This is a genomic window from Synechococcus sp. H70.1 (assembly GCF_047502705.1).
GTDB lineage: Bacteria > Cyanobacteriota > Cyanobacteriia > Thermostichales > Thermostichaceae > Thermostichus.
This window is the reverse complement of sequence record NZ_JANSIV010000095.1, coordinates 10405-26471: the sequence shown is the minus strand read 5'-3', so window position 1 is coordinate 26471 and position 16067 is coordinate 10405. Positions and strand designations below refer to the sequence as shown.

The following is a 16067-nucleotide window of genomic DNA, read 5'->3' as shown; positions in this document are numbered from 1 at the left end:
AAATTGTGGTCACCACCAGCGAGCCTGGAGGGAGCCCACCTGAGGGTCAACTACAACTCGCTGGGAGCAACGGCTTGGGCGAACCCACCAATTGGGTCAATTGAAGCAGCTAAAGCCCTGGGGGCAAGGGAGGGTGCTCACTGAGGCCATCCGCTCCTCCAGGGGAGAGGGCTAAACTGCCCAGAGCGAGAACCGCTGAGGAACGGGCTAAGCTGCAGCCTCCCTGGGGCAAACAGCAACAATTTACCCCCCTTTCCTCCTAGGGGAGAAGCTGGGGGTGAGGGATCCCAAGCAACTACAATAGCGCTAGCGGGACAGGATCCCTTAAGCCGTGATCTCCCTCAACTTGCGGCCTAGCCTGGAGTTGACTGATGAAGTCTTTGAGCAGCTCTGCCGGCAGAACCCTGAGCTGCGCTTGGAGCGCACTGCCCGGGGGGAGTTAGTTGCCATGGCTCCTGTTGGCAGTGAAAGCAGTCGCCAAAACCTGAGCCTCAGCGCCCAACTCTGGCAATGGAACCGCCAAACCCAGCTTGGCGTGGCCTTCGACGCTTCTGCTGGCTTTGCCCTGCCCAATGGGGCCATTCGCTCTCCAGACGCCGCCTGGGTGGCCAAGGAGCGCTGGCAGCAGCTTACCCCTCAGCAGCGGCGCCGCTTTGCGCCCCTTTGTCCAGATTTTGTGCTGGAGTTGCGCTCCCCTACGGATGACTTGGCCACTCTGCAGGCCAAGCTGCAGGAGTACCTTGAGAATGGCTCCCAGCTGGGCTGGCTCATTGACCCGGAAAGCCAGCGGGTCTACGTCTATCGCCCAGGCCAGCCCCCCCAAATCCTAGAGCGGCCCGCCTGTCTGGAAGGGGATCCCGTCCTCCCCGGCTTCGTTGCTGATCTCAGTTTGGTCTGGGAACAGTTCCCAGGGAACTGGCCTATGATCGCGCTTAACCTACGGCCCAGCCTGGAGTTGACTGATGAAGTCTTTGAGCAGCTCTGCCGGCAGAACCCTGAGCTGCGCTTGGAGCGCACTGCCCGGGGGGAGTTAGTTGCCATGGCTCCTGTTGGCAGTGAAAGCAGTCGCCAAAACCTGAGCCTCAGCGCCCAACTCTGGCAATGGAACCGCCAAACCCAGCTTGGCGTGGCCTTCGACGCTTCTGCTGGCTTTGCCCTGCCCAATGGGGCCATTCGCTCTCCAGACGCCGCCTGGGTGGCCAAGGAGCGCTGGCAGCAGCTTACCCCTCAGCAGCGGCGCCGCTTTGCGCCCCTTTGTCCAGATTTTGTGCTGGAGTTGCGCTCCCCTACGGATGACTTGGCCACTCTGCAGGCCAAGCTGCAGGAGTACCTTGAGAATGGCTCCCAGCTGGGCTGGCTCATTGACCCGGAAAGCCAGCGGGTCTACGTCTATCGCCCAGGCCAGCCCCCCCAAATCCTAGAGCGGCCCGCCTGTCTGGAAGGGGATCCCGTCCTCCCCGGCTTCGTTGCCGATCTCAGTTTGGTCTGGGCGTAAACGGCGCGCTGGGATTGGCCTCTCCAACAAGCTGCCTCTAGCTCTTCCGAAAACCTTGCCTATCCTTATTCGTGGCTAACGTCCCTTAAGCCTCAACCCCATGCTGTAAGGCCAAATTGCGGATGGTGGACCTCAAAGCGCAATTCCTTGGTTTGGTCACCTTCCTCAGGATCATGGCCAACCTCATCCCCAAAGCTGTGGAAGGGAGTTCCTGGCAATCCCCACCAACACGCCTAGGGCCTTTAGCTCGTGCAGCAGTGTTACTTCCTGCTAGCGGGGCGTTTGGCCCAGGCGACGGTCTTGCAAACAGAGCCATGGTTTGGTGGGCCACCTGCCAACCCTGTCCCGAAAACTCATGGCGCAGAGTTGCCGCTGCCACAGGTCTCAAGGTGAGGGATCCTGGGTCATCCGTCCTAGCCGCATGAAATCTAGCCCCCGCTCCTTGGCCAGGGCACCCATCTGGCTTCGGCCCCATCACCGCCACCCCGCCCAGGATCCCGCCTAGGAGCCCTCGCAGACCAAGGGGGTGCCTACTGCTTGCAAGCTATGGACACAGCTGCAGTGCAAGCCAAAGGTGCAGCGGCGGTAACCGTCCTCCCAACGTTTTTCCCATCTGCCGGCGTAGGTCTGCTCCATCTCGAACTGCCCCAGCGAAAGTGCCGCTGGGGCTGGAGGTGCGCGGCCACACGTGCCCCTTGTCCAGGTGGGTGTGGACACACCTGCTACGCTCGCGATCCCCTGAGGTGGGATCCCAGTGGCTGCTCCCTTGGGGGTAGTCCCTGGCACCGCATCTTTGAGCACTGAGACGGAAACTTGGGCGTTTAGCAGCCAGTAGGGAGCAGGGCCAGGGATCTGCAGGGTGGTCCCGCAACTAGGCAAACTGGCCCACCACCTGCATGGCAAAACTCAGCAGAAGGAAAGCTAACCAGGGGGAGAAGTCCAAGCCGCCGATGGGGGGAATAATGCCGCGGAAGAGGTTGAGATAGGGATCCGTAAGCTGGCTAAGCACTGACAGGATGGGGTTGGACCAGTTCAATTGCGGGAACCAGCTCAGCAAAATCCGCACAATCAGCAGGGCATTGTAAATGACAATGAACTGGTAAAGGGAGCGCAACAGCAAAGACGCTGCACCGCTGTAGACCAACCCTAGGGTGAGACCGTCCATGCCAGCAGGAGAGGACAATAGGTGGCTGAGCATCATGACTGGAGAAGGGGAAACGACTCAATAGAGGCGGGCCTGCCCTGGGATCTCAATGGCATTCGGCCCCGGATAGCGCCGGCAGGACCTCCGCCGCCTCTAGTTTGGCATGGGCAGGGATCCTTTGCTCAAGACTTTTCCTCAATAGCCCCGGGGGAAGTTTCCTTGATGAGCAACTGTGCCCGCGTGGCCTGAATGGCCTCATTGAGCTCAGCAATTTTGGCCTCAAGGGTGCGGCGAGCCTGGGCAATTCGTTCCGCCTCCTGCTCCCATTCTCTGAACCCAACTGCCTCCGCTTGGCGGCGGGGGCGTTTAGGGGTCGTGGCGGTGCCCCTAGGGCGGTCTGGATCCTGGTGTTGGCCCTCAGCAGGGCCCTTGCCTAGCCTGGGCGCAAGCACAAACCCGATGATCCCGCCCAGGATCCCTCCCACCACCGCCCCGGTTACCACACCGGCCATGAAATCGTTCTGCTGATCTGCCACCCTTGCCTTCCAGAGGATTGAGTTTCTCTTCTTCCGTTCTAGCTTTCTTGCCCCACCCCTGCCAGCAATCTAGGCCAGAGCTGGGGGAGTTGCCAGTGGCTTAAACTTTCCAGTTGATCTTGCACCTGCTCCCTCAACCTAGCTAGGAGTGTCTCCAGTCTCTTGGTCAAGGGCAAGGAGGCTAGGGCGGCTTGCCAAAGGTGAGCTGGAGACAAGTCAGGGCTGACCACCCGCCACAGCCGCTGCAACTCCTCGAAGTGAAGGCGGTCATCCTCGGTAAGCGAGAGGACTAACTGGCGGCGCAGCTCCCGCGCTTCCTCTGACAGGAGGTAGTGCAAGCCCAGGCGGGTAGTAGAGATCCAGTCCAGGTCACCATCACTGCGGGCAACTTGAATCAGGTTCTCCAGGCGGTCCCAGCGGAACTTGCCATCTTTAACCAGCACTTGCAGCAGCCGCTGGCGAATCCGAGGGGATTCATCCGTTAGCAGGCGCTTGGCCACGTACGGATAGGCCACGCCTACGATACGAAACTGGGGATAGAGGCTGAGGGCCACTCCCTCTTGGGTAACCAAAGAGCGGATCACCAACGCAAAGTGGGAGGGCACCTGAAAGGGGTAGCGGTACATCAAATCAGAGAACTGGTCGGTGGCGGTTTTGAAGTTGAAGTTGCCCACCTCCTGGCTCAGCACATCCGCCAACACCTTCTCCAGAGCAGGGATCAGCTCTTGGCGGTTAACATCCGGCTGTAAAAAACCTAGATGGATAAAATCGTCAATGAGGGCGTTGTAGTCGCGATCCACCAGGTGAACCAGTGCGTCCACCAGGTATTCTTTCATCTCTTCTGTGAGCTGATCCATCATGCCAAAATCGATGTAGGCCAGCCGTCCATCGGGCAGGGCAAACAGATTGCCCGGGTGGGGATCGGCATGGAAAAAGCCGTATTCCAGCAACTGCTTCAGGCCGGCCACCACGCCGATGCGCACCAGTTGTTTTACCTCTAAGTTGGCTGCCCGAATCCGCTCCACATCGGTGAGCTTGATGCCGTCGATCCACTCCAGGGTCAAAACCCGACGGGTGCTGTAGGCCCAGAAGATGCGCGGCACATACACATTGGGATCGCCGCGAAAGTATTCGGCAAAGCGCTCGCAGTTCCGTCCTTCCTGCAGGTAGTCGATCTCCTCAAAGAGCTTGTAACCAAATTCATCCACCACCGCTGTCAACGTGTTGCCCAGGTTCAAGGGCAACCAAGGGCCCAGCCAGGTGGAGGCCCAGCGGATAAGGTAGAGATCCAGGCTCAGCTGCTCCCGTAGGCGGGGCCGCTGCACCTTGACTGCCACCCACTCGCCACTGTGCAACTGCGCCTTGTAAACCTGCCCCAGGCTAGCCGCAGCCACTGGTTCAGGCGAGATCTGGGCGTAGATCTCACTAATTGGGCGGCCTAGCTCCGCCTCAATACAGGCAAATGCCTCCTCAGAAGGAAAGCTGGGCAGTTGATCCTGCAGCTTGGTCAGCTCTTCCAAGTAGTCTTTGCGCACCAAGTCGGGTCGCGTGGAGAGGGCCTGCCCCACCTTGATAAACGTCGGTCCTAGGTCGGTGAGCAGTTTGCGCAGCTGCTCTGCCCGCTGGGGCACCTTGCAATCGCCCTGCCCCCACAGCTGATCCCAGCGCAAACAGAGGACAAACCATAAGAGAGGACCGAGAATGGCTAGGGCCCGAGCGATGACTTGGGGCAGACGCCAGCGATAGTAACGGGCAATGAATTGCGGATCGTATACTTCCAGGTCAGCAACAGAAACAATCTTGTTAGGCACGCTCTAGTGATCTCAAATCGTTTTAAAGATTCCAGGTAATAACCTATTGTAATGGCAAAAGTTGCCTAATTTTTCTACATCTTCCTTAACATCGCCTCCTCAGCTTTTGCCGGCGGGCTCCCCAAGCTTGCTTAGATGATGGTATTGTCCGGGATCACCGAGTCCTTAATGATGGTGACAATACCGTTGCTAATCCAAATCCCTTCCTCTTCCCGCTGCGCTTCGCTGACGTGATCCTTGTTGATGATGCGGACGTTGCGCCCGATGCGGGCGTTCTTGTCCACAATGGCGTTGGCGATGTGGGAGTTGGCCCCGATGCCCACCGGCGGGATCCCAGCTTCCAGCTTGGCCCGCCGCTCTTCTGCCGACTCGTAGTAATCGGCCCCCATGACCAGCGTGTTTTCAATAACAGTGTTGGCCTCTATGCGGCTGCGAATGCCAATGATGGAGTTGCGAATTTGGGCGTTTTCGATGATGCAGCCGTCGGCAATCATAGAGTTGACAATGTGGGAGTCGAGGATCTTGTTGGGAGGCAGAAAGCGCGGGCGGGTGTAGATGGGCATTTCGCTGTCGAAGAAGCTAAAGGGCGGGTTGGGGTGCTGCACCAGCGCCAGGTTGGCTCGGTAGAAAGCCTCGATGGTACCAATGTCCTCCCAGTAGCCCTTGAACGGGTAGGCCTGCAGGTGGTATTTGCCAATAGCTGAGGGCAGCACCTCTTTGCCGAAGTCGGTATGGTCCTTCACTTGCAGCATCTCGATGAGGGCTTCCCGCCGGAAGACGTAGATCCCCATGGAGGCGATGTAGGGTTTGGCCTTGGCCTCTTCCGGATCTAGGCCGAGGACTTGGGTATCGACGCGGCAGGCCTCCAGCAGCTCCCCTTGCGGCTTTTCCTTGAAATCGATAACGCGTCCCTCGGCGTCGATCTTCAGCAAACCAAAGCTGGAGGCCACTTTTTCTTCGCAGGGGAGCACCGCCAGCGTCACATCGGCTCCCGTTTGCCGGTGATACTGAATGAAGGGGCGGTAGTCCATGCGGTAGAGGTGATCCCCAGATAGGATCAGGAAGTCCCGTGGCTTCCAGGAGTCCATCAGCCAGAGATATTGGCGAACGGCGTCAGCCGTGCCCTGAAACCAGTCGGGGTTATCGGGCGTTTGTTGGGCCGCCAAGATATCTACAAAGCCGCCTGTGAAGGGGGACATGCGGTAGGTGTTAATGATGTGGCGGTTAAGGGAAGCGGAGTTGAACTGGGTGAGGACGTAGATTTTGTCGATATCGGAATTGATGCAATTGCTCACCGGAACGTCGATGAGGCGATACTTGCCTGCCAGAGGGACAGCCGGCTTGGCGCGGCGCTTGGTTAGAGGATAGAGGCGGGTGCCACGCCCACCGCCTAAGATGATCGCCAGTACATCGCGCATGGTTGTCCTCCACCAGGCTACACCCAATAGCATAGACTGCGGCGGGGGCGCCTGACCCCAGCGGGGAAACCGGAAGTTTGGGGAAGCTGATGGCCCGCATCCTGGCTTTTACCAACACCAAGGGAGGTACCGGCAAGTCCACCCTCTGCGTCCACGCGGCCCAGTTAACGGCGCAGCGGGGTCACTCCGTTTTGCTGGTTGATCTCACCTCCCAAAGGACTGCCAGCAGCTTTTACCTAGAAGAGGCGGGATCCCTTCCTCCTGAGGAAACGGTTTGGGCCAGCTTGCATCCCCACCATCAGCGGCCTCTGGAGGAGGTTATCTACTGCACCGACAAGGGTGTGGACGTGGCGCCCTCCCACAGCACCATGGCCGAAGTGGCGGCCTACCTGGCGGCTGCTGGAGAGGCAGGCCAAGACCTCCTGCAGCGCCAATTGGATCCCTTGCGGTCGGATTACGACTTTATCTTTCTTGACACGCCAGGGGAGCTGAATGCCCTCACCGCCAATGCCCTACGGGCAGCCCAGCGGGTGCTGATCCCAACACGGCTCAACCGCGCCGATTTCTCCTGCACCGAAGTTACCCTGCGCTACATCGAGACCCTTAAGGGCGAGCTGAGCCAGGCCCGCGCCATCCTCACCATGTTGGATGATCGCTACCTGCCAGGGGGCATCTGGTCAAGATCCCATACTGGGCAATTGTATGTGCAAGCGCAACAGATTTTTGCGGATGTCCTCTCACCCGTTACTATTCCAGATAGTAGTGATTTGCGCACAGCTTTCGACTATGGCCTGACGGTGATGGACTACCGGCCTGGAGCGGCGGTGTGTCAGCGCTTACGGCAATTGGTTGAACGTGAGGTGCTCCTGTGACTGGATCTGAGCGTAGCCTGTTTGCTTCTGCAGGAGGATCCCCTCGTCGCTCCGGCAAAGTTCGGCGTAGGGTCAGGGCGAGCGCTAAAACCGAGTCAGACTCCACCTCCACCCCTGGACGTGAGGAAACAGCAATGTCTGCAGCAGAAACGTCGGAACTCGAAGCCCTCAAAAGCCAGTTGGCGGAGGCCCAACGGCAGCTTCAGGAATACCAAAGCAAAATCTCCACCTTGCAAGCTCAACTCGAGCAAGTCACAGCCCACCGGGACGAGTTGCAAAAGGCGCTAGCCCAATTACAGGCAGTGGCGGAGGAGCGGGCCAAAACCATCCAGGAACTGCAAAGCCGCCAAGGGCAGGCCAGACTTCCAGTTAAGCCGCAAGCCCCTCCTTCCCCGCTGCAGGCGCAAAAGAAGATCCTGAACCGGCCTATCTTTGACAATGTGTCGCCCACTGACAAAGACATGCCCCCCCACATGCTGGACTAGGCCAATCGGGTGCCCCCCGCCGGCTGTAGGGCCAGTTGTCCCAGCAGTTCGGCATTGCGCCTAGGGAAAGGGGGGTGTATGGTTAGGGATCCCTGGTTCACGCTATGACTTCCTCCCAGGCAAAGATGACTGTTGCTGGCGATGCCATTCCACCCCACGGAGGCACTCTGATTAACCGCATTGCCTCCCCTGAGCAGGCGGAGGAGCTCCGCTCCAAGGCCCAGCACTGCCCTGTTATCCGCCTCAATGAGCGGGCTCAATCGGATTTGGAGATGATTGCCATTGGGGGCTATAGCCCGCTGACGGGTTTCATGGGGCAGGAAGATTACTATTCGGTTTTGGAAACGATGCACTTGGCCAATGGGCTGGCCTGGTCGTTGCCAATTACGCTGCCAGTTGCGGAGGAAATAGCTGCCGAGCTCAAGGAAGGGCAAACCGTTGCCCTAGCCAATGCTGAGGGCAGGCTTTTGGGCGTGCTGGAACTGACCGAGAAGTTTACCTACGACAAAACCCGTGAGGCGCAGCAGGTCTATCGCACTACGGACGAACAACACCCAGGGGTAAAGGTGCTCTACGAACAGGGATCCGTTTACTTAGCCGGCCCTGTCACCCTCCTGCAGCGGGATCCCCACCCCCTTTTTCCGGCCTACCAGATTGATCCCGTTCAGTCGCGGCAACTGTTTCGGGAAAGAGGCTGGAAGACGATTGTTGGTTTTCAAACCCGCAACCCCATCCACCGCGCCCACGAGTACATCCAGAAGTGCGCTCTAGAAATTGTGGACGGCTTATTCCTCCACCCGCTGGTAGGGGCCACCAAAAGCGACGACATTCCTGCCGAGGTGCGCATGCGCTGCTATGAGGTGTTGATTGAAAAGTACTACCCCAAAGAGCGGGTGATCTTGGCCATTAACCCTGCGGCCATGCGCTATGCCGGCCCACGGGAAGCCATTTTCCACGCCCTTGTTCGCAAAAACTACGGCTGCACCCATTTCATCGTGGGCCGGGATCACGCTGGGGTAGGCAACTACTACGGCCCCTATGACGCCCAGCACATTTTCGACGAGTTCCGGCCCGAAGAGCTGGGGATTATCCCTCTCAAGTTTGAACACGCCTTCTATTGCACAGTCACCGGCACCATGGCCACGGTCAAGACCAGTCCCAGCCAGCCCCACCAGCGCATTCACCTCTCAGGCACCAAGCTGCGAGAAATGCTGCGCCGTGGCGAAGTGCCGCCGCCAGAGTTTTCTCGCCCCGAAGTGGCCCAGCTCCTTGTGGAGGCCATGCGAGAGCGCAGTTCCCCCTAGCCTCTCGGATCGGGGCGTGTTGGGAAGATTCCAGACCCAGCTGAGGGTCAAAACGGGGCAGATTCCCCAGAGGTTAACGGCCTGACCTATCGACAGTTGTGGCTTTTGGGTTTATCACTGAGGGGAGGGCGGTGCAAGCTGCCCAGTCAAGGCTTCCGCTGCTCCAGTCGAGCGCACTGCGGAAGCAAACCCATGTCTCCTTCTTTGCCATCTCTAGGGTCAAACTATGCAGAAACCAGCCCATCTGTCTAAGCTTGCCCTCGCCCTGCCCGCCTCCTTCTTGCTGGCAGAGGCTGTTCTGGCCTATCCCTGTGACTGGGTTGGGGTTGAAGCTTACACCCTCTCCAGCCCCACGGTTGAGGTTGACAGCTTTGAAGTGGCGCCTGCCCCCGCCGTTGCAGGTAACGGCTTCATTGGGGTTGCCATTGAAACAGTTGACGAGCAGATGGCTCAAGGTGCCATCAGCCGTCGCCTGTTTGGCCCTGCCCCTCGAGTGCAAGGGGTACGGGTGGTTGGCCTACTGCAAAATGGGCCGGCCCACCAAGCTGGTCTAGCTCAGGGCGATATCCTCCTTGGGGTCGACGGGCAGCGGGTTACCTCGGTGCAGCATGTCCAGCAGATCATCCAAAATACCCCTGTGGGCCAACGGGTACCGATTACCTTTCGGCGCGGCGGGCAGGTCCTGTCTACAGTAGTGGTAGTTGGGGATGGCCGCGTGTTGCGCCCCCTAATGCTGCAGCGGTAAGTTGGTGACCCCTGAGTTGGGCTCAGCAGGGACAGCCTGGGTGGCTTGCGCCCTCAATGGGCTGTTGTTTCTTGGCCTGCTAGCTCTACTTCGCCCCATTTTGCGCTTACGGGCAGCGCTTTGGGTTACGGAGCGCGCTCTAGAGAGTTGGCAAGTGGTTGCAGAACGGGCTTTGGCCACCACCTCAGCTGAGCTCCTCCACCTGCGGGCGCGCCTGCAAGCAAATCGTACTGCCCTTGACCGCTGGCGGCGCCGTTTGCAGTTCTGGCAAGGGATCCGCCAACTGGTGCTTTGGCTGCGCCGAAGCTTCTATGGATAGCCGCTACTCCCTACCCAGCCCCATCCGCCTGCAGGTCATGGCCAATGCTCTGGCGGGGATTGCCGAGGAGATGGGGGCCTGCCTCATTCGCGGCTCTTACTCAGCCAATATCAAGGAACGGCGGGATTGCTCCACGGCCTTGTTTGACGCCCAAGGAACCTGTATTGCCCAGGCGGCCCACATTCCGGTTCACCTAGGCGCTCTTGGGCAGGCGGTGCAGGCAGTGGTGGCAGCCACTCCCCAGCCGGGAGAGGTGTTTGTCCTCAACGATCCCTATCAAGGGGGATCCCACCTGCCAGATATCACCGTGGTGGCGGCTATTCCCGCGCTGCGGGATCCCAGCCAGGTCTGTGCCTATGCGGTGAACCGCGCCCACCATGCCGACATTGGGGGGATGCGTCCCGGCTCCATGCCCGCCGATTCCACCGAGATCTGGCAAGAGGGGCTAGTAATCCCGCCAGTACGGCTAGCGAGGTTTTCTCCAGAAGGAGAGTTGCACTGGCAGGGGGATCTGCTGCGCCTCATCCTGGCCAACGTGCGCAATCCTAAGCAGCGCCGTGGAGACCTCCAGGCTCAGGTAGGAGCCAGTGTGGTGGGGGCAAGCCGGTTTCGCCAGCTGCTGGCTCGCTTTGGCGAAGAGGAGGCGTGGCAGTTGATTGCAGAGGTGATTGCCTACAGTCGGCGGCGGATGCAGGCCCAGATCCGCCTTCTGCCCGATGGGGTCTACACGGCTGCAGATTGGCTGGAAGGGGAGGGGGATCCGCCCCAGCTACTCCGCATCCAGGTGCAGATTGAGGTGCAGGGGGAGAGGCTGCGGGTGGACTTCAGCGGTACGGCACCCGCCACAGCGGGCAACCTGAATGCGCCCCTGGCCGTGACCCGCTCAGCGGTGCTCTTTGCTCTACGCTGCCTGTTGGATCCCACTGCCCCCAGCAATGCTGGCCTGGAGGAGCCCATTGAGATCGTGGCTCCACCCGGCTCCCTGGTCAATGCCCAATTTCCGGCGGCAGTGGTGGCAGGCAACGTGGAAACCTCGCAGCGCATTGCCGATGTGGTGTTCAAGGCCCTAGCCCCAGTGGCCGGATCCCGGGCCATTGCCCAGGGGCAGGGTACCATGAACAACTGTGTCCTGGGAAACTGCCACTTCACCTACTACGAAACTCTGGGGGGCGGCCAGGGAGCCAGCCGGCAGCGGCCAGGCCTGGATGGCGTGCATGTGGGCCTAAGCAATACCCTCAACACCCCCATTGAAGCTCTAGAGCTGGAGTACCCCCTGCGGGTGCTGCGCTACGAGCTGCGCCAGGATTCTGGAGGCACTGGACAGCAGCGAGGTGGCTGGGGAGTGATTCGCTCCCTCCAGGTGCTGCAGGACTGTACCCTTTCTCTCCTCACCGATCGCCGCCACTACGCTCCTCAAGGAGAAGAGGGGGGCGGGCCCGGCCAGGTGGGGATCAACCTTGTCAATGGGGAGCCCCTCCCCAGTAAGATCAGCCGCCCCCTGAAAGCTGGTGATGTGGTAACCCTCTACACCCCCGGCGGTGGCGCCTGGGGCTCCAGCAAGGAGCAGGCTCGCGAGGAGGGGTAGCGCAGATGGGCCAGCAACAACTGCTCGCAGCGGCGGAGCACATCGTCGCGGCTGGTAAAGTGTTCCAGCCTTTGTACTTCTTGACCTTTCTCAAACAAAATTAAGGTCGGCAGTGAGCGCACCCGATAGCGGCGCGGTAGCCAAAAATTGTGATCCACATTTACCCGCACTACCTCCACGGCTCCTTCCCATTCCGAGGCAAGGCGGTCGATAAGCGGTTGAACGAAGTGACACAAACTGCACCAAGGGGCGCCAAACTCCATTAACACCAACCCATCACTTGTCAAAAGTTCTTGATTAAAAGCATCTAAAGCAACTGGCAAGATCATCGCTCCCAAACTAAAGCAGTTGTTTGGGATCATGCTACCAGGCAACTTTGCTAGCTGCAGAAACCAGTTGCGAATGGAAAGCATAAAGAATCCCAACAAAGCTCAACACTCCCAGGTAGGCCCAGCGGAGAAACTCGCGCGGGTGCAGTTGTTGGCGCCCCTGCAGAATGGCCAAGCCAGGGATTACGGAGGTGCGGGCTTTGAGGTCGCGGAAGGCTTGGCCGTACTTGCGCTCCAGGCGGTAATCCCCGTGCCAGACAGCAAACAGGTGGTAGGCAATAAGACCAAGGGAGGTCGCCACCATGAAGCTAGAGCCAATCCACAGCGCGTGGGCCGCACACCAGATGACCTGACCTACTAGCTGGGGATGGCGGGTGAGGCGGATGATCCCAGTTGTAAACAAGTGCAGCTCCGGCTTGCGAATGGCGGCGATCTCCAGCAAATTGAACGTGGCCGGATACAAGAAGAAAAACGAGAGCCCAGATAAGAGGACAACGGCGGTGTGGATCCCAGGGACAGCTTGCAGATTCCACAGGATCACGCCGTCGTAGCAGTGGTTAGAAAAGTAGATGAGCAACAGGGGGGCCAAGCTAAGACTAACCAAGACAAAGAAAAGGCGGTACAGGCGCGCTCCTAGCCACGCTTCTCCCCAGGGGCGCAAATAGGCCAGCCCACTGTGGGCGCAGGCAAATCCCAAGATCATGCCTAACATGATGGCATGGGAGCGGTAGGGGGCCAGCGCTGGCAGCCAGTGGCTAAAGATGGGGGACGACATCCTCTCGGGGGTTCCTCTTTTGCTCTCACCGTAACCTATGCTTAGCTTAAAGATAGGTTACATCCGATTCCCCATGCTAAAGACCTTGATTCTACGCCTTGTCGGCTTGCTCCTGTCGGTAACCCTCGTCCTGGGCTGGGCGATCCCAGGGGCTCAAGCAGCCCGTCTCACTGGCAAGTATTACGAAGACAGCATGACCATAATCCAAACGCTGCGCACTGCTCTCTTGGAAGGGGATCCTGTCCTGAAGCCGGAGGAGGCGCGGGCAGAGATCATGGAGGCCATCCAAGAATTTGCAGGGCGCTACCATGGTCCTCGCTACAACAAGTTGCCCTCCTTCACCACCCTGCGCACGGTGTTCAACACGGTAGCTTCCCACTACCGCACCTCGGATCAGCCGCTGGAGCCGGAAAAGCTAGAGCGAGTGCTGATGCAACTGGATCGGGCAGAGATGGCCTTGCGCCGCGAAGGTTAAGCCTTAGGCAAGGCGCAGCGTTGCCCTGATGCTAGAGCGGTAGAGTCCGCTCTCGCAAAGTTCCAGATGGCCCTCCATTTCTCTTAGAAGCCGCTCGCTCACCCGCCAGGCAGCGCTCTCTTGGGGCTGAAGGGGCAGGCGGCACCGCCCTTCCAGGCTCCACTCGAGATAGAGGTGCTCCTTCCCAGCAGGATAGGTGCTTAGGGCTATTGAGCCGTAGTAGAGGGTGCGAATACCCCAGCGACACACGCCCAGCAGCGCCTGCACCAGGCCATGGGGATCCGCCCAAACAGCAAGGCTTTCGGGCAGCAAAGAGGGCTGGAGGGCAGGCCAGTCGTAGCGAATGCCCTGATCCTGGGCCTGGAGGCGAGTGAGGCTGTAGACATCTTGCAACAGAGGCCGCAGCCGGGTTGGCGTTGGTCGCAGGGGCTGAATGGGCAGGTCGTGGCGGGCCAGCCGAGTGTATTCTTCCAATAGCTGGAGCAGGCGCTCCCCCGCCTCCTTGGCGCTTTGGAGATACTCTCGCTCCTCTTCCCGAGAGTCGCACAGATTGGACAACACCAGCTGCAGAGATCCCATCTGGCTGCTGAGGGGGTTGCGCAGCTCGTGGCCAATGCTAACCAGCAGCTCCTGCTGAAAAGCGCGCATGACCTCAGAGCGCTCAAAGGCAAAGCGCCAGTCCATCCCCTCCTGCTCGGGAGGAGGAGTCAGGGAAGGGGGAGGATCGGGTGGGGTGGCAGGCAAGGCTTTGCGCACCTGAAGAGGCAAACTTGTCGTCAGCGGCTTTGGCCCCTTTGGAACCCGGCAACGCCGCTCTCCATTTTTTCTACCCGACAAAGCAGGCGCTGACTACCCGCTCAATTCCCGCTAGATCTCGGTGCACCTGGATTTTCTGGTAACACCCCTGCGCCCGCAGTTGCTCGGCCACCCAAGGCGCTTGACCCTGCATCACCTCCACCGCCCAAAAGGAGTGGGGGGCTAGGTAAGCAGGTGCAGTTTGCACCAACAGCCGCAGGTGGGTCAGCCCATCTTCCCCCCCGTCTAGGGCCTGTCGCGGCTCGTGCAGCCGCACCTCAGGCATGAGGTGCTCTAGTTCCCCAGTAGGGATGTAAGGGGGGTTGGAGACGAGGCCGCGCAGCCGACCTCGCCAGGGATCCAAAGGCGCAAACCAGGATCCCTCGAGCAGCTGCACCCGCTCCTGCAAGCCATGCTCGGCTAGATTGGCTGCCGCCACGGCCAAGGCTGCTGGGCTCACGTCCACCGCTAGAAGCTGCAGCTGGGGGTGCTTGTGGGCCAAAGCAATGGCAATGGCGCCGCTGCCCGTGCCCAAGTCAGCAAAAAGGGAACCTGGCGGCAGAGGGTTGGCCTGCAGCCACAGAGAGGCTTGCTCCACCAGCAGCTCAGTCTCCGGGCGCGGGATCAGCACTGCTGGCGTTACCCGCAGGCTTAGCCCTGCCCACTCCACCTTGCCCAGTAGGTATTGCAGGGGGATACGCTCCTCTAGCCGACGTCGCCAGAGTGCCTCCACCTCGGCAACCGGATCCTCCTTCCCAAGCAGCGGCCGACCCAGCAGCCGCTCCAGTGGCCCCCAGCCCAGCCGCTCCTTGAGTAGGAGATCCACTTCCTGAGGCGAAATACCAGCAGCCTGGGCCTCCTGCCGAGCTTGGGCCCGCCAGGCCAGCAATTGCTGCACCTGGGCCAAGGCGGATCCTGGCGGGGGTTGGCTCAGCGCTGCTGAGGCTGGGGAGTGGCAGAGGAATTGGGCTGGGGAGTTGCAGCGCGTATCCACGATTGCACGTACTCCAGTGAGGCGCGCGGTGGGATGAAGGCAATCTTTTGTACATCCTCTTGCGCGTCAGGGGCCAACATGCGCTCCACCACAATAGCCAAGGAAGTGACCTCAATCTGGGTTTTGCCAACCACCTCGGGGTTTTGCGCTGCCGCCCGCTCCAAAGCCCCTTTTAGATCGTTGCGGTCGAAGAAGAAAGGCACCACCTCCTGGCCATCCTGCTCGATGGTCAACAGCCCCTCCGGGGAGCGGCCATAGAACAGAGGCACGCCAATTGCCTCGGGTGGCACCTCCTGCCCTGTTTCTTTCAGCACCTGCTTGGCTGCCTCCACATCGCTAGGGCGGGGCACGACCTCGAAGTACAGGTTGCTATTTTTAGCCCGCTCCTCCTCCGATTTCTCATAGGCGTAGCCTAGGGGGATGGGCACCACCTGGGCTTGCTTGCCTATCTCAGGGTTTTTGGCTTTCACCTGCTCCAAGGCTTGCTGGGCTTGGTTCCGATCTAGCCAAAAAGAAGCAACCTGGATGGTGCGACCCTCCCGCTCTACGTTGGCAACTACAGGGGTGCCGTTCTGCGACACAATGGCAAAAACCGGCACCAGATTCAGCCGCTCTGCTACTTCTTGACGACTAAGGGGAGCTGCCACCGCTTGAGCCCACAGGAACTCTCCTGGAGGCAAAGGGGCAATCCCCCCCCAGCTCACTCCCGCCAGCCCCAACAAAAGGGTGCTGCGCACCGCTATTGCAATGGCGACCCGCCCGCTGGCTTCAGCTGCACGGCGGCAAAGGGATCCCAAAGGCTGCACTGCATGACTGCGCATCATTTTCCTCTCTATTCCCGGCATTGTGCCTTCTCCTTGTGGGTAGGGGGCGAGATAGCCGACAGCCTGTAGCCAAGGAGGCTCCTCAACCCTGTTGGGGCTAGGGATGTGGCTTCCTCTGCAAGTTGAAACTCCACCCACCCAAGGGCTTCTGTACCCCTCTC

17 protein-coding genes and 1 pseudogene are annotated in these 16067 nt (G+C 59.8%); 9 read left to right on the top strand and 9 right to left on the bottom strand.

Annotated features, from left to right (window positions below; translation table 11 throughout):
• Window positions 1-331 precede the first annotated feature (331 nt).
• Window positions 332-874: pseudogene (locus NW827_RS07035) on the top strand (Uma2 family endonuclease); the annotation flags it as partial.
• A 48-nt stretch (window positions 875-922) separates the two neighbouring features.
• On the top strand, window positions 923-1495 hold the full coding sequence (locus tag NW827_RS07030; RefSeq protein WP_414503487.1) for a Uma2 family endonuclease: 573 nt from the start codon (window positions 923-925) through the stop codon (window positions 1493-1495).
• Window positions 1496-2366: 871 nt separating this feature from the next.
• Here NW827_RS07030 and NW827_RS07025 read toward each other — a convergent pair.
• The 4 genes from NW827_RS07025 to NW827_RS07010 all read right to left on the bottom strand — a co-directional run bounded on the left by NW827_RS07025 (window position 2367) and on the right by NW827_RS07010 (window position 6404).
• Window positions 2367-2660: a YggT family protein gene (locus NW827_RS07025; protein WP_414362319.1), complete on the bottom strand. Its 294-nt coding sequence runs from the start codon at window positions 2658-2660 to the stop codon at window positions 2367-2369.
• A 161-nt stretch (window positions 2661-2821) separates the two neighbouring features.
• A complete protein-coding gene (locus tag NW827_RS07020) occupies window positions 2822-3175 on the bottom strand; it encodes a hypothetical protein (protein ID WP_414404402.1) in 354 nt (117 codons plus the stop codon).
• Between the two features lie 38 nt (window positions 3176-3213).
• Complete coding sequence (locus tag NW827_RS07015) at window positions 3214-4986, bottom strand: ABC1 kinase family protein (protein WP_414404401.1); 1773 nt, start codon at window positions 4984-4986, stop codon at window positions 3214-3216.
• Between the two features lie 131 nt (window positions 4987-5117).
• The gene (locus tag NW827_RS07010) at window positions 5118-6404 is read right to left on the bottom strand and encodes a glucose-1-phosphate adenylyltransferase (RefSeq protein WP_414362322.1); all 1287 of its coding nucleotides are present in this window, start codon (window positions 6402-6404) and stop codon (window positions 5118-5120) included.
• Between the two features lie 89 nt (window positions 6405-6493).
• Here NW827_RS07010 and NW827_RS07005 point away from each other — a divergent pair, with 89 nt between their 5' ends.
• The 6 genes from NW827_RS07005 (at window position 6494) to NW827_RS06980 (ending at window position 11714) form a co-directional block, all read left to right on the top strand.
• Window positions 6494-7276, top strand: a complete 783-nt coding sequence (locus NW827_RS07005; protein WP_414404400.1) for a ParA family protein — start codon at window positions 6494-6496, stop codon at window positions 7274-7276.
• Between the two features lie 134 nt (window positions 7277-7410).
• Entirely contained in the window at window positions 7411-7761 is a 351-nt protein-coding gene (locus NW827_RS07000) for a hypothetical protein (protein ID WP_414362324.1), read from the top strand.
• A 125-nt stretch (window positions 7762-7886) separates the two neighbouring features.
• Window positions 7887-9065, top strand: a complete 1179-nt coding sequence (sat, locus tag NW827_RS06995; protein WP_414362325.1) for a sulfate adenylyltransferase — start codon at window positions 7887-7889, stop codon at window positions 9063-9065.
• Window positions 9066-9291: 226 nt separating this feature from the next.
• Window positions 9292-9810: a PDZ domain-containing protein gene (locus NW827_RS06990; RefSeq protein WP_414404399.1), complete on the top strand. Its 519-nt coding sequence runs from the start codon at window positions 9292-9294 to the stop codon at window positions 9808-9810.
• A 4-nt stretch (window positions 9811-9814) separates the two neighbouring features.
• Window positions 9815-10129 (top strand): hypothetical protein, encoded by a 315-nt coding sequence (locus NW827_RS06985; RefSeq protein WP_414404398.1) that lies wholly within the window; start codon window positions 9815-9817, stop codon window positions 10127-10129.
• The gene (locus NW827_RS06980) at window positions 10122-11714 is read left to right on the top strand and encodes a hydantoinase B/oxoprolinase family protein (protein WP_414362328.1); all 1593 of its coding nucleotides are present in this window, start codon (window positions 10122-10124) and stop codon (window positions 11712-11714) included. The genes NW827_RS06985 and NW827_RS06980 overlap by 8 nt, the downstream gene beginning before the upstream one ends.
• Here NW827_RS06980 and NW827_RS06975 read toward each other — a convergent pair.
• Window positions 11654-12043, bottom strand: coding sequence for a thioredoxin family protein (locus NW827_RS06975; RefSeq protein ID WP_414362329.1), 390 nt, complete (start codon window positions 12041-12043; stop codon window positions 11654-11656). The two genes, NW827_RS06980 and NW827_RS06975, sit on opposite strands and share 61 nt — an antisense overlap.
• Window positions 12044-12077: 34 nt before the next feature.
• Complete coding sequence (locus NW827_RS06970) at window positions 12078-12818, bottom strand: NnrU family protein (protein WP_414503483.1); 741 nt, start codon at window positions 12816-12818, stop codon at window positions 12078-12080.
• A gap of 73 nt (window positions 12819-12891) precedes the next feature.
• On the opposite strand from NW827_RS06970, the gene psb27 reads away from it, so the two are divergent.
• Window positions 12892-13293, top strand: coding sequence for a photosystem II protein Psb27 (gene psb27 / locus NW827_RS06965; protein WP_414503482.1), 402 nt, complete (start codon window positions 12892-12894; stop codon window positions 13291-13293).
• Window positions 13294-13296: 3 nt separating this feature from the next.
• Here psb27 and NW827_RS06960 read toward each other — a convergent pair whose 3' ends face one another.
• From NW827_RS06960 to NW827_RS06950, 3 genes are all read right to left on the bottom strand, one after another.
• Window positions 13297-14049 (bottom strand): sensor histidine kinase, encoded by a 753-nt coding sequence (locus tag NW827_RS06960; RefSeq protein WP_414404395.1) that lies wholly within the window; start codon window positions 14047-14049, stop codon window positions 13297-13299.
• A gap of 70 nt (window positions 14050-14119) precedes the next feature.
• Window positions 14120-14986, bottom strand: coding sequence for a peptide chain release factor N(5)-glutamine methyltransferase (gene prmC / locus NW827_RS06955; RefSeq protein WP_414503486.1), 867 nt, complete (start codon window positions 14984-14986; stop codon window positions 14120-14122).
• A 32-nt stretch (window positions 14987-15018) separates the two neighbouring features.
• On the bottom strand, window positions 15019-15903 hold the full coding sequence (locus tag NW827_RS06950) for a Tic22 family protein (protein ID WP_414404393.1): 885 nt from the start codon (window positions 15901-15903) through the stop codon (window positions 15019-15021).
• Window positions 15904-16067: the final 164 nt, after the last annotated feature.

Bases quoted from the DNA above. Each gene is read 5' to 3' on its own strand.
- NW827_RS07030 (WP_414503487.1), top strand. From the start codon at position 923: ATGATCGCGCTTAACCTACGGCCCAGCCTGGAGTTGACTGATGAAGTC.
- NW827_RS07025 (WP_414362319.1), bottom strand. From the start codon at position 2,660: ATGGACGGTCTCACCCTAGGGTTGGTCTACAGCGGTGCAGCGTCTTTG.
- NW827_RS07010 (WP_414362322.1), bottom strand. From the start codon at position 6,404: ATGCGCGATGTACTGGCGATCATCTTAGGCGGTGGGCGTGGCACCCGC.
- NW827_RS07005 (WP_414404400.1), top strand. From the start codon at position 6,494: ATGGCCCGCATCCTGGCTTTTACCAACACCAAGGGAGGTACCGGCAAG.
- NW827_RS07000 (WP_414362324.1), top strand. From the start codon at position 7,411: ATGTCTGCAGCAGAAACGTCGGAACTCGAAGCCCTCAAAAGCCAGTTG.
- sat (WP_414362325.1), top strand. From the start codon at position 7,887: ATGACTGTTGCTGGCGATGCCATTCCACCCCACGGAGGCACTCTGATT.
- NW827_RS06990 (WP_414404399.1), top strand. From the start codon at position 9,292: ATGCAGAAACCAGCCCATCTGTCTAAGCTTGCCCTCGCCCTGCCCGCC.
- NW827_RS06980 (WP_414362328.1), top strand. From the start codon at position 10,122: ATGGATAGCCGCTACTCCCTACCCAGCCCCATCCGCCTGCAGGTCATG.
- NW827_RS06975 (WP_414362329.1), bottom strand. From the start codon at position 12,043: ATGATCTTGCCAGTTGCTTTAGATGCTTTTAATCAAGAACTTTTGACA.
- NW827_RS06970 (WP_414503483.1), bottom strand. From the start codon at position 12,818: ATGTCGTCCCCCATCTTTAGCCACTGGCTGCCAGCGCTGGCCCCCTAC.
- psb27 (WP_414503482.1), top strand. From the start codon at position 12,892: ATGCTAAAGACCTTGATTCTACGCCTTGTCGGCTTGCTCCTGTCGGTA.
- NW827_RS06950 (WP_414404393.1), bottom strand. From the start codon at position 15,903: ATGCGCAGTCATGCAGTGCAGCCTTTGGGATCCCTTTGCCGCCGTGCA.